Genomic DNA, 12,189 nt, shown 5'->3' on the forward strand with positions numbered 1-12,189 from the left:
GCTCTTCCGATCCCACCGCCACCACGGACGACCGCCACCGCCCCGGCCAGCGCGGCTTCCGCCGCGCCAACCTCGCCCTGTTCGCCGCCGGGGTCGCGACCTTCGTCCTGCTGTACTCCACCCAGGGCCTGCTGCCGATCCTCTCGGCCGACCTCGACCTCACCCCCGGCCAGGCCAGCTGGACGGCCTCCGCCGCCACCCTCGGCCTCGCCCTCGGGCTGCTCCCGGCCAGCGCGCTCTCCGACACGTACGGCCGCACCGCGGTGATGACGGCCTCCACCCTCGCCGCCTCCGCCCTCGCGCTCGCCCTGCCCTTCGCGCCGGACCTCACCGCCCTCGTCACCCTGCGGGTCCTCCAGGGCGCCGCCCTCGCCGGGCTCCCCGCCACCGCCATGGCCTACCTCGCCGAGGAGGTCCACCCCAGTGCGCTGCCCTCCGCGATGGGCCTGTACGTGGCCGGCAACAGCATCGGCGGGATGGGCGGCCGGCTGCTCTCCGGCTGGACCGCCGCCGGACTCGGCTGGCGCTGGGGCCTCGCCGCCTCCGCCGTCCTCGCCCTGCTCGCCACGCTCGCCTTCCGGCTGCTGATCCCCGCGGCCCGGCACTTCACCCCCGCCCCGGTGGACGCCCGCGCGCTCGCCCGGACCGTCGGACGGCACCTGCGCAACCCGCTGCTGGTGCGGCTGTACGCGCTCGGGATGCTGTTCATGGCCGTGTTCGGGGCGGTCTACAACACCGTCGGCTACCGGCTGATCTCCGCGCCGTTCCACCTGCCGGAGTCGATCGCCGCCTCGATCTTCGTGGTCTACCTGGTCGGCGCCGGCACCTCCGCCGCCGCCGGCCGGCTCTCCGGCCGCCTCGGCCGGCGCGGCGCCCTCTACGTCTCCATCGGCGTGACCGCGGCCGGCCTGCTGCTCTCCCTCGCCGAGTCCCTGGTCTGCGCCCTGCTCGGCCTGGTCCTGATCACCGCCGGCTTCTTCGCCGGCCACGCCACCGCCTCCTCCTCGGTCGGCCGCACCGCCACCGAGGGCCGCGCCCAGGCCTCCGCCCTCTACCTGATCGCCTACTACCTCGGCAACAGCCTCGGCGGCACCCTCGGCGCCGACGCCTACCACGCCACCGGCTGGCCCGGCGCCGCCACCGTCGGGCTCGCCGCCATGGCCCTGGCCGCCGCCGTCACCCTCTACGCCACCCACCGGGCCCACGCGGCCCGCCGAACGGTCGCGAACGCTTGACAGCCGCCGCGGATACACTCCGGAACATGAGCATCGATCCTGCTGTGTACGCCAGGCTGCTCGAGATCGCGGATCAGCTGCCGAAGGTGCCGGGGATAGGGAAGATCGAGATCGCCGACGGCCAGATCGTCATGATGATGTCGCCCGTGAAGCGTCACGAACTCGCCGTGCTGCGCCTCTCCCGACAGATCAACGCCCAGTTGTCGGCCACCCACCCCGGTCACATCGCGTATCACGGCGCGGATCTCCAGGACGCGGGGCTCGGCCGACTGCGCAACCCGGACCTGATGGTGTTCCCCGAGGCGACCCTGGAGGGCGAGCAGCGGGCGGTCCTCCCGCACGAGGTGCTGCTCGTCGTGGAAGTCGTCTCCAAGTCGAACCCCGAGAACGACTACCACGACAAGGTCCGCGACTACTCGGCCATGGGGATTCCGTTCTACCTGCTCGTCGATCCCCGCACGGGCACGGGCATCGTGCACTCGGAACCCGGCTACGAGGCCCGGGAGAAGTTCGTCTTCGGCGACAGGATCGCCGTCGGTCCCTGGACGCTCGACACCAGCGGTCTGCTCACGTACGCCTGATCCGGCGTACGTGAGCAGACCTCAGGACCCTCAGGCGATGCGGTCGAGGACGATCGGGTTCGGGGTGAAGGCGGTGCCCGCCGGGGCGACCTCGACGCCGCCGGCCAGGGCCTCGACGGCGTAGTCGAAGCGCTCCGGGGTGTCGGTGTGCAGGGTCAGCAGGGGCTGGCCGGCCACCACGGTGTCGCCGGGCTTGGCGTGCATCTCGACGCCGGCGCCGGCCTGGACCGGGTCCTCCTTGCGGGCGCGGCCGGCGCCCAGGCGCCAGGCGCAGACGCCGATCGCGTAGGCGTCCAGGGCGGTGAGCACGCCGGAGGCGGGCGCCGGGATGACGTGCTGCTCGCGGGCGACCGGGAGCGGGGCGTCGACGTCGCCGCCCTGGGCGGCGATCATGCGGCGCCAGTGGTCCATCGCGGAGCCGTCGCGCAGCGCGTCCGCCGGGTCCTTGCCCTGCACGCCGGCCGCGGCGAGCATCTCGCGGGCGAGCGCGAGGGTCAGCTCGACGACGTCGGCCGGGCCGCCGCCCGCGAGCACCTCCAGGGACTCCCGGACCTCCAGCGCGTTGCCCGCGGTGAGGCCGAGCGGGGTGGACATGTCGGTGAGCAGCGCGACGGTGTTGACGCCGGCGGTGGTGCCCAGGCCGACCATGGTGCGGGCGAGTTCGCGGGCGTCGTCCAGGTTCTTCATGAACGCGCCGGAGCCGACCTTGACGTCCAGGACCAGCGCGCCGGTGCCCTCGGCGATCTTCTTCGACATGATCGAGGAGGCGATCAGCGGGATGGCCTCGACGGTGCCGGTGACGTCGCGCAGCGCGTACAGCTTCTTGTCGGCCGGCGCGAGGCCGTCGCCCGCCGCGCAGATCACCGCGCCGGCGGAGCCCAGCACGTCCATCATCTCCTCGTTGGAGAGCAGGGCGCGCCAGCCGGGGATGGACTCCAGCTTGTCCAGGGTGCCGCCGGTGTGGCCGAGGCCGCGGCCGGACAGCTGCGGGACGGCGGCGCCGCAGGCGGCGACCAGCGGGGCGAGCGGCAGGGTGATCTTGTCGCCGACGCCGCCGGTGGAGTGCTTGTCGCTGGTGGGCAGCGGCAGCGAGGAGAAGTCCATCCGGACGCCGGAGCGGATCATGGCGTCGGTCCAGCGGCTGATCTCGCGCGGCTTCATCCCGTTCAGCAGGATCGCCATCGCCAGCGCGGACATCTGCTCGTCGGCGACCTCACCGCGGGTGTAGGCGTCGATGACCCAGTCGATCTGAGCGTCGCTCAGCTCTCCGCGATCGCGCTTGGTCCTGATGACGGAGATGGCGTCCATGCGTGCTCCAAGAGGGGTTTCAAAAGCGAAGAGTGTCGCGAGATGACCGGGTTCCGGCCCACTCGCGACACTCTACGCGCGTAACAATTGCTGCGGCTAGGGCCAACCGGGCCCTTAGAGCCGCTCCGGCCCGAACGCGTCGGGCAGGACCTCGCTCATCGGCTTCACGCCCGAGGCCAGTTCGACCAGCAGCCCCGGCCCGCCGTGCTCGTACAGCAGTTGGCGGCAGCGCCCGCACGGCATCAGCAGCTCACCGGCGCCGTCCACGCAGGTGAAGGCGACCAGCCGGCCGCCGCCGGAGGAGTGCAGCGCGGACACCAGCCCGCACTCGGCGCACAGCCCGAGCCCGTACGAGGCGTTCTCGACGTTGCAGCCGGTGACCACCCTGCCGTCGTCCACCAGGGCGGCCGCGCCGACCGGGAACCTGCTGTACGGCGCGTACGCGCGGCCCATGGCCTCGCGCGCCGCCGTGCGCAGCAGCTCCCAGTCGATCGCGGGCGGCGCCGCAGGCGCGGGGGCGGTCACTTGCCCTGGCCCTTGCGGTAGATCTGGCCGTCCGCCTTGGGCATCCGCAGGCGCTGCGAGGCCAGCGAGAGCACCACCAGGGTGATCAGGTACGGCGTGGCGACGATCAGCGGGCGCTGCACCTCGTCGGTCAGCGAGTACCAGGCGATCAGGCCGCCGGCCACCACGAGGGAGACCACCGTCGCGGTGTACTTGCGGCGGTACAGCTGCCAGAGCGCGAACAGGATCATCGCGATGCCGACGATCAGGATCAGCACGTGCACCGACTCCGGGTCGCGCAGCTGGAGGCTGTCGGTGAAACCGAACAGACCGGCGCCCATGGCGAGGCCACCGGGCATCCAGTTCCCGAAGATCATCGCGGCGAGGCCGATGAAGCCGCGGCCGAGGGTCTGGCCGTCCTTGTAGAAGTGCGCCGCGACCAGCGAGAGGTACGCCCCGCCGAGGCCGGCGAAGGCGCCGGAGGCGATGACCGCGAGGTACTTGTACTTGTAGACGTTGACGCCCAGCGACTCGGCGGCGGTGGGGTTCTCACCGCAGGAGCGCAGCCGCAGGCCGAACACCGTGCGCCAGAGCACGAAGTAGCTGACCACGATCAGCGCGCCGGCCAGCAGCACGACCACCGAGATGTTGGTGACCAGGCCGCCGAGCACGCCCGCGACGTCCGAGACGAAGAACCAGTGGTGGCTCTCGATGCTCTTCAGCCCGGAGGACAGGCCCGGGACGGTGATGTACGGCAGCGGGTCGGCCGGCGGGGACTGGTTCTGGCCGGCACCGACCGAGACGTAGTCCTTGTAGTAGATCCGGTTGACGTACGCGCAGATGCCGGGGATCAGCAGGTTGATGCCGACGCCGGAGACGATGTGGTCGACGCCGAAGGTGACCGTGACGACCGCGTGCAGCAGGCCGCCGACCGCCCCGCCCAGCATGCCGGCCAGCAGGCCGACCCACGGGTTGACCAGGTAGCCCGCCCAGGCGCCGCAGAAGGTGCCGGCGACCATCATGCCTTCGAGACCGATGTTGACCACACCGGCCCGCTCGGACCAGAGACCGCCCAGACCGGCCATGCCGATCGGCACGGCGGCGCCGAGCGCGGCGGTGACCTGCCCGGAGGAGGTCAGCGAGTGGTTGCCGGTGGCCAGGCCCACGGCGGAGAACAGCACCAGGGCGCCCGCGATCAGGAGCAGGACGACCGGCCAGGACAGCTTGCGCTTCTTCGCGGGTGCGCCCGACGCCTTCGGACGGGCAGCCGTTGCCGTGCTCATGCGGACACCTCCTTCTTCTCACTGTTCGCGGCAGCCTGGGCGGCGAGCTGGGCGCCGACCTTCTGCTGCTGACGCTTCAGGCCGTAGCGGCGCACCAGCTCGTACGCGACGACGACGCAGATGACGATGGTGCCCTTCATGACGTCGACGATCTCGAACGGGAACCCGCCCTGGAGCGGCAGCACCGAGCCGGTGACGTCCAGGAAGGCGAACAGCAGTGCCGCGAAGGCCATGCCGATCGGGCTGTTCCGGCCGAGCAGGGCGATCGAGATGCCCAGGAAGCCCAGACCGGGCTGGAAGCTCTGGCCGAAGTAGTACGAGTTCTGCAGGAGTTCCGGCAGGCCGATCAGACCGGCGATGGCTCCGGAGACCACCATCGAGATGATCACCATGCGCTTGACGTTCACGCCGGAGGCGGTCGCCGCGGACTCCGAGCGGCCGGTGGCACGCAGGTCGAAGCCGAAGCGGGTGCGGGTCAGCACGACCTGGAAGACCACTCCGACCAGGGCGGCGACGAAGATGAAGCCCCAGAGCGTTCCGCCGGCCGTCTCCAGCGAGAAGAAGTGGCTGGACTGCGAGATCGGCTCGGTCTGGATCGAGTTGGTGGTGCCGCTGGTCTTCGGCGCGAAGATGCCGGGGACGAGCAGCAGACCGATGATCGCGGTCGCGATCGAGTTCAGCATGATGGTCGAGATGACCTCGCTGACGCCGCGGTAGACCTTCAGCAGACCGGCGATGCTCGCGTACAGACCGCCGACCAGCATGGCCGTGACCAGCAGCAGCGGGATCTGGATGAAGGCCGGCAGGTCCACCTTGGCGCCGACGAAGGCCGCGAACAGCGCCGCGACCTTGTACTGGCCCTCGACGCCGATGTTGAACAGGTTCATCCGGAACCCGAACGCGGCGGCCGCGGCGGCCAGGTAGTAGGTGGTGGACCGGTTGAGGATGCCCACCTGGCCGTCCGACTTGCCGGCGTACGTGATCATCACGTTCCAGGCGTCGAACGGGTTCTTGCCCGAAGTCGCCAGCAGGACGGAGCAGATCGCGATGGAGAGCAGGACCGCGAGCACCGGCGCCGCCAGCGCGAGCACGATCCGCTCACCGCTGAACCGCTGGGCCAGGCCGGGCTTCGCGGCGGCGGGGTTGGGACTGGTCATGGGTTACTCCCCCGCCTGCGGGTCGTCGGCGGTGTCGGTGGGCTGGTGCCCGGCCTCGGCCTCGGTGCCCTCGGCCGCGACGGCCTGCGCCTCGGCGACGGCCTCCGGCTCGGACTCCAGGTGGCCCCTGGCGGCACCGGTCATCGCGGTGCCGAGGTCCTCGGCGGTGACGGTGGCCGGGTCGGCGTCGGCGACCAGGCGGCCGCGGTAGATGACCCGGATGGTGTCGGACAGGCCGATCAGCTCGTCCAGGTCGGCGGAGATCAGCAGGACGGCCAGGCCGGCCCGCTGGGCGACCCGGATGTGCTCCCAGATCTGCGCCTGCGCGCCGACGTCCACACCGCGGGTGGGGTGGGCGGCGATCAGCAGCTTGGGCTGGTGGCTCATCTCGCGGCCGATGATCAGCTTCTGCTGGTTGCCGCCGGAGAGCGAGGCCGCGGTGACCTCGATGCCGGGGGTGCGGACGTCGTACTCCTCGACGATCCGCCAGGTGTCCGTGCGGGCGGCGGCCGGGTCGAGCAGCACGCCCTTGGAGTTGGGCGCCTCGGTGACGTGCCCGAGGATGCGGTTCTCCCAGAGCGGGGCCTCCAGCAGCAGGCCGTGCTTGTGGCGGTCCTCGGGGATGTAGCCGATGCCGGCCTCGCGGCGGGCCCGGGTCAGGCTGCCGGAGAGGTCCTTGCCGTCCAGGGTGACGGTGCCGGCGTTCAGCGGCAGCATCCCCATGACGGCCTCGACCAGCTCGGCCTGGCCGTTGCCCTCGACACCGGCGATGCCGAGGATCTCGCCCTTGTGGATGCGCAGCGAGATGTCGTCGAGGACGACGCGCTCGATGCCCTCGGCGTCGGTCTTGGCGATCCGCAGGCCCTCGACGTCGAGCATCACGGCGTCGGTGACGGTCGACTCGCGGCTCTCCGGGGAGGGCAGCTCGGCGCCGACCATCAGCTCGGCGAGCTGCCGGGCGGTGACGGCCTTCGGGTCGGCGTCGCCGACCGTGGTGCCGCGCCGGATGACGCTGATCGCGTCGGCCACCGCGAGCACCTCGTGCAGCTTGTGCGAGATGAAGATGACGGTGACGCCCTCGGACTTGAGCTCGCGCAGGTTGTCGAACAGCGCGTCGACCTCCTGCGGGACGAGCACGGCCGTGGGTTCGTCGAGGATCAGGATCTTGGCGCCGCGGTACAGCACCTTGAGGATCTCGACGCGCTGGCGGTCGGCGACGCCGAGGTCCTCGACCAGGGCGTCCGGGCGCACGCCCAGGCCGTACTGGTCGGAGATCTCCTTGATCTTCGCCTTCGCCCTGGCGCCGATGCCGTGGAGCTTCTCGCCGCCGAGGACGACGTTCTCCCACACCGTGAGGTTGTCGGCGAGCATGAAGTGCTGGTGCACCATGCCGACGCCGCGGGAGATGGCGTCGCCGGGGGTGTTGAACTCGCACGGCTCGCCGTTGATCGCGATGGTGCCCTCGTCCGGCTTCTGCATGCCGTAGAGGATCTTCATCAGCGTCGACTTGCCGGCGCCGTTCTCACCCATCAGGGCGTGCACGGTCCCGGTGCGGACGGTGAGGTTGATGTCGTGGTTGGCCACGACACCCGGGAAGCGCTTGGTGATGCCGCGCAGTTCGACGGCCGGTGTCGCCGTCCCCGCGCTGGGGGTGCCGTCCTTGCGCAGGGGGACGGGGTCGGATGCGGTGATGGCGGTCTCCTGGTGGTCTGGAGGCGCGTCGTTGCGCTCGGAGGGCCAAGGGGGAACGGGGAGACGGAACGGGGCCCGGGGGTACGCGTTGAGCGCACCCTGCCGGGCCCCTCCCGTGAACTGTGTGGATGCGTCGCCCTGCCGGGCAGGCGGCGGGCGCTGCGGCGTCCGGGACGCGCGGTGCTTACTTGACCGGCGCGGTCGGAATGGTGGTGGCGCCGGACTTGATCGCGTCGGCGGCGAGCTTCAGCTTGTCCTGGATGTCGTCGATCTTGCCGCCGGTGGTGGCGAGCGAGACGCCCTCGGCCTTCAGGTCGAACAGCTTGACGCCGGTCGGGCTCTGGCCCTGCTTGACCGACTGGATGTACGAGAACACCGCGGTGTCGACGTTCTTGACCATCGAGGTCAGGATGCTGCTCTTGTACTTCGCCAGGGCCGGCTGGCTGGCCTGGTCGGAGTCGACACCGATGGCCAGGGCGCCCTGCTTGTTGGCGACGGCCTCGATGGCGCCGTTGCCGGAGGAGCCGGCGGCGGTGTAGATGATGTCCGCGCCCTTGTCGAGCTGACCCTGGGCGGCCTCCTTGCCCTTGTCGGGCGAGGCGAAGCCGGTGAAGTCCGGCGGGGTGGTCAGGTAGGTGGTCTCGACCGTGATGCTCGGGTCGACGGACTTCACACCCGCCGTGTAACCGGCCTCGAACTTCTTGATCAGCTCGGACTGCACACCGCCGATGAAGCCGACGTGCTTGGCCTTCGACTTGTTCGCGGCGGCGACACCGGCCAGGTACGAGCCCTCCTGCTCGGCGAAGAGCAGCGAGGTGACGTTGGCCGGCTGGTCCTTGTCGTTCGAGTCGATGATCGCGAACTTGACCGTCGGGTTGTCCTTGGCGATCTTGTTGATCGCCGGCTGGTAGACGAAGCCGACCGCGATGATCGTCTTGTAACCCGCGTCGATCAGGTTCTTGAGACGGGTCTCCTTGTCGGCCTCGGCCTCGCCCTGCTTGGCCTCGGCCTCGGTCACGGAGACGCCCAGCTCGGACTTGGCCTTGTCGAGACCACGGGCGGCGGAGTCGTTGAACGACTGGTCGCCGCGGCCGCCGATGTCGTAGGCCAGGCCGACCTTGAGCGAACCGTCGCCCGAGCCGGAGGAGGAGGAGTCGGTGCTCTTTGCGCCGCAAGCGGCGAGCGAGGCCATGCCCAGGGAACCCGAGAGCACAACCGCGGCGAGCTTCATTGAACGGCGCAAGGGGATATCTCCTTCTACACGCAACCGTTTGGCGTGGTCGGACGCCACCGTAACGCGCGTAGAACACGGTTGTGTTACGGGGTGCCGGAGCATACGGGTTGTTATCAAACCGTGGTCTGATGTTCTCCCCGGGGCTCTGTCCCCCGCGCGGACGGTGATCCGAGGTCGGTTCGGTCAGTTTACGTAACCCCGACGGGACCCCGGATCCGGCCGTTCCGCTTCGGTCCGGCCGCACCGCCCCCGGACCTGCCGTCAGCTGCCGTCCGCCTCCAGGGCCAGCGCCGAGAACAGTTCCACGCCGATGCCGATCGCCCGCTCGTCCACGTCGAACCGGCCCTGGTGCAGGTCCCGGACCGTGGCGTCGCCGGGGGCGCGGACGCCGAGCCGGGCCAGCGCGCCCGGGGCGTGCTCCAGGTACCAGGAGAAGTCCTCGCCGCCCAGGCTCTGCTCGGTGCCCTCCACCACCACGGCGCCGTCCCCGCCGAAGCGGGCGTGCATCGCCCCGTCCAGCAGGGCGACCGAGACCGCCTCGTTCACCACCGGCGGCACCCCGCGGTGGTAGTCCAGCGTCCACTTGGCCCGGTGGGTCTCGGACAGCTTGGCGATCAGCTCGTGCAGCAGGTCCGGCGCCTCCCGCCAGCCGTCCAGCTCCAGGCAGCGGACGGTGCCCTCCAGCTCGGCGTGCTGCGGGATGACGTTGGGCGCGGAGCCGGAGGCGATCCGCCCCCAGACCAGGCTGACGCCCCAGCGCGGGTCCATCCGGCGGGCCAGCGCCCCCGGGAGGTCGGCGGCCGTCCTGGCGACCGCGGTGACCAGGTCCGTGGTCAGGTGCGGACGGGCGGTGTGCCCGCCGGGGCCGTCCAGGTGCAGCACCAGGCGGTCGCAGGCCGAGGTGATCGCCCCGACCCGCAGGGCGATCCGGCCGACCTCCACCTTCGGGTCGCAGTGCACCGCGAAGATCCGCCCGACACCCGCCATCCCGCCGGCCTTGATGACGTCCAGCGCGCCGCCCGGCATGACCTCCTCGGCGGGCTGGAACACCAGCCTGACGGGGCGGCGCAGCTCGCCGGCGCGGGCGGCCTCGGCCAGCACCAGGCCGGTGCCGAGCACCACCGAGGTGTGCACGTCGTGGCCGCAGGCGTGGGCCCGGCCGGGGACGGTGGAGCGGTACGGCACGTCGGTCTTGGCGTCGTCGATCGGCAGCGCGTCGATGTCGGCGCGGAAGGCCAGGAACTCCGTCCCCGGGGCGGTGCCGGGCGGGACGATGTCGACGAGCATGCCGGTGCCGCCGGGCAGCACCCGGGGTTCGAGCCCGGCGGCCGCCAGCCGGTCGCGCAGCAGCCCGGTGGTTCGGAACTCCTGGCGGCCCAGCTCCGGGTGCCGGTGCAGATCACGACGGAAGGCGACCAGCTCGGGCTCCAGCTCCCGGACCCGGTCGCGCAGATCGGCGGCGGGGCGTGGGACGGCGAGAGTGGTGCCCGGCTGAGCGGGCTCAGGACGGTTCATCTCGCCAATCGTAGGCCTGTTGGGGGGATTTGGCCCGACTTCCGGAAAACTAGTCCCCGGATGGGTGCATACCGGCCGGACACGTGGGTATGACATCTTGTTTCAGCCGCCTTCCCCGGGTTGCGTGCCCTGTGCAACGACCACCCCGGCCGACGGTCACGGCCGCCACTTCCCCGACGACACCGGCGGGTTGACGGCCGTTCAGCAGGACGTCAGAAACGCTCCACCGGGGAGTACGTCCCCCACACTCCGCGCAGCGCGTCGCACACCTCGCCGACGGTGGCCCGGGCGGCCAGCGCCTCCTTCATCGGGTACAGCACGTTCCCCGTCCCCTCGGCGGTGCGGCGCAGCGCGTCCAGCCCCCGGGTGACGGCGCCGGCGGAGCGCTCGGCCCGCAGCCGGGCCAGCCGCCGCGCCTGCCGCTCCTCGATCGCCGGGTCCACCCGCAGCGGCTGGTAGGGCTCCTCCGTGTCCGACCGGAAGCGGTTGACCCCGACCACCGTCCGCTCCCCGGAGTCGGTCTCCCGCTGGAGCCGGTAGGCGGTGCGCTCGATCTCGCCCTTCTGGTAGCCCCGTTCGATCGCGGCCACCGCGCCGCCCTGCTCCTCGATCCGGTCCATCAGCGACCGCGCGGCGGCCTCCACCTCGTCGGTGAGCGACTCGACGGCGTAGGAGCCGGCGAACGGGTCGACGGTGGCGGTCACGTCGGTCTCGTACGCGAGCACCTGCTGGGTGCGCAGGGCGAGCCGGGCGGCCTTCTCGGTGGGCAGCGCGATCGCCTCGTCGTAGCTGTTCGTGTGCAGCGACTGGGTGCCGCCGAGCACCGCGGCGAGCGCCTGCACGGTGACCCGGGCCAGGTTGACCTCGGGCTGCTGGGCCGTGAGCTGCACTCCGGCGGTCTGGGTGTGGAAGCGCAGCATCTGCGAGCGCGGGTTCCGGGCGCCGAACACGTCGCGCATGATTGTGGCCCAAATCCTGCGTGCCGCACGGAACTTGGCCACTTCCTCCAGCAGCGTCGTGCGGGCCACGAAGAAGAACGAGAGCCGGGGGGCGAAGTCGTCCACGGCCATCCCGGCGGCGATCGCGGTGCGGACGTAGGCGATGCCGTTGGCCAGCGTGAAGGCGATCTCCTGCGCGGGGTCGGCCCCGGCCTCGGCCATGTGGTACCCGGAGATGGAGATGGTGTTCCAGCGCGGGATCTCGGCCCGGCAGTACCGGAACACGTCGGCGACCAGCCGCAGCGAGGGCTGCGGCGGGAAGATGTAGGTGCCGCGGGCGATGTACTCCTTCAGCACGTCGTTCTGGACCGTGCCGGTGAGCGCCGCCGGCGCCACCCCCTGCGCCTCGCCGACCAGTTGGTAGAGGAGCAGGAGCAGGGCGGCGGGCGCGTTGATGGTCATCGAGGTGGACACCCCGCCGAGCGGGATGCCGTCGAACAGCACCGCCATGTCCTCGACGCCGTCCACGGCGACGCCCACCTTGCCGACCTCCCCGGCGGCGAGCGGCGCGTCCGAGTCGTAGCCCATCTGGGTGGGCAGGTCGAAGGCGACCGAGAGGCCGGTGCCGCCGCCCGCGATCAGCTGCCGGTAGCGGGCGTTGGACTCGGCGGCGGTGCCGAAGCCCGCGTACTGGCGCATCGTCCAGGGGCGGCCCGTGTACATCGTCGGATAGACACCCCGG

The 12,189-nt window shown here is 71.4% G+C and carries 10 protein-coding genes; 2 read left to right on the forward strand and 8 right to left on the reverse strand.

Annotated elements, in window-relative coordinates; all coding sequences use genetic code 11:
- Window positions 1-1,235 (forward strand): MFS transporter (locus ACIQOV_RS08135; protein ID WP_401046224.1); only part of this gene is annotated, 1,235 nt, incomplete at its 5' end.
- A gap of 26 nt (window positions 1,236-1,261) precedes the next feature.
- A complete protein-coding gene (locus tag ACIQOV_RS08140) occupies window positions 1,262-1,816 on the forward strand; it encodes a Uma2 family endonuclease (protein ID WP_401046227.1) in 555 nt (184 codons plus the stop codon).
- Window positions 1,817-1,846: 30 nt separating this feature from the next.
- On the opposite strand, the gene ACIQOV_RS08145 is transcribed toward ACIQOV_RS08140, so the two are convergent.
- From ACIQOV_RS08145 to ACIQOV_RS08180, 8 genes are all read right to left on the reverse strand, one after another.
- Window positions 1,847-3,124, reverse strand: coding sequence for a thymidine phosphorylase (locus ACIQOV_RS08145; RefSeq protein ID WP_401046230.1), 1,278 nt, complete (start codon window positions 3,122-3,124; stop codon window positions 1,847-1,849).
- Between the two features lie 114 nt (window positions 3,125-3,238).
- On the reverse strand, window positions 3,239-3,649 hold the full coding sequence (locus ACIQOV_RS08150; RefSeq protein ID WP_401046232.1) for a cytidine deaminase: 411 nt from the start codon (window positions 3,647-3,649) through the stop codon (window positions 3,239-3,241).
- A complete protein-coding gene (locus tag ACIQOV_RS08155) occupies window positions 3,646-4,911 on the reverse strand; it encodes an ABC transporter permease (protein WP_401046235.1) in 1,266 nt (421 codons plus the stop codon). Before ACIQOV_RS08155 ends, ACIQOV_RS08150 begins: the two co-directional genes overlap by 4 nt.
- A complete protein-coding gene (locus ACIQOV_RS08160; RefSeq protein ID WP_401046238.1) occupies window positions 4,908-6,068 on the reverse strand; it encodes an ABC transporter permease in 1,161 nt (386 codons plus the stop codon). Before ACIQOV_RS08160 ends, ACIQOV_RS08155 begins: the two co-directional genes overlap by 4 nt.
- 3 nt (window positions 6,069-6,071) lie before the next feature.
- Window positions 6,072-7,652, reverse strand: coding sequence for an ABC transporter ATP-binding protein (locus ACIQOV_RS08165; RefSeq protein ID WP_401046241.1), 1,581 nt, complete (start codon window positions 7,650-7,652; stop codon window positions 6,072-6,074).
- Between the two features lie 292 nt (window positions 7,653-7,944).
- Window positions 7,945-9,003 (reverse strand): BMP family protein, encoded by a 1,059-nt coding sequence (locus ACIQOV_RS08170; RefSeq protein ID WP_401046243.1) that lies wholly within the window; start codon window positions 9,001-9,003, stop codon window positions 7,945-7,947.
- 252 nt (window positions 9,004-9,255) lie between these two features.
- Complete coding sequence (locus tag ACIQOV_RS08175; protein WP_401046246.1) at window positions 9,256-10,509, reverse strand: amidohydrolase; 1,254 nt, start codon at window positions 10,507-10,509, stop codon at window positions 9,256-9,258.
- Window positions 10,510-10,721: 212 nt separating this feature from the next.
- Window positions 10,722-12,189, reverse strand: a 1,468-nt coding sequence (locus tag ACIQOV_RS08180) for a methylmalonyl-CoA mutase (RefSeq protein WP_401046247.1), incomplete at its 5' end; no start/stop codon positions are given.

The sequence above is a fragment of the Kitasatospora sp. NPDC091257 genome, from assembly GCF_044757675.1.
Taxonomy (GTDB): Bacteria; Actinomycetota; Actinomycetes; order Streptomycetales; family Streptomycetaceae; genus Kitasatospora; species Kitasatospora lactacystinica.

What these genes read in the sequence shown, in the direction of transcription:
- ACIQOV_RS08140 (WP_401046227.1), top strand. Translation starts at nt 1,262, where the DNA reads ATGAGCATCGATCCTGCTGTGTACGCCAGGCTGCTCGAGATCGCGGAT.
- ACIQOV_RS08145 (WP_401046230.1), bottom strand. Translation starts at nt 3,124, where the DNA reads ATGGACGCCATCTCCGTCATCAGGACCAAGCGCGATCGCGGAGAGCTG.
- ACIQOV_RS08155 (WP_401046235.1), bottom strand. Translation starts at nt 4,911, where the DNA reads ATGAGCACGGCAACGGCTGCCCGTCCGAAGGCGTCGGGCGCACCCGCG.
- ACIQOV_RS08160 (WP_401046238.1), bottom strand. Translation starts at nt 6,068, where the DNA reads ATGACCAGTCCCAACCCCGCCGCCGCGAAGCCCGGCCTGGCCCAGCGG.
- ACIQOV_RS08175 (WP_401046246.1), bottom strand. Translation starts at nt 10,509, where the DNA reads ATGAACCGTCCTGAGCCCGCTCAGCCGGGCACCACTCTCGCCGTCCCA.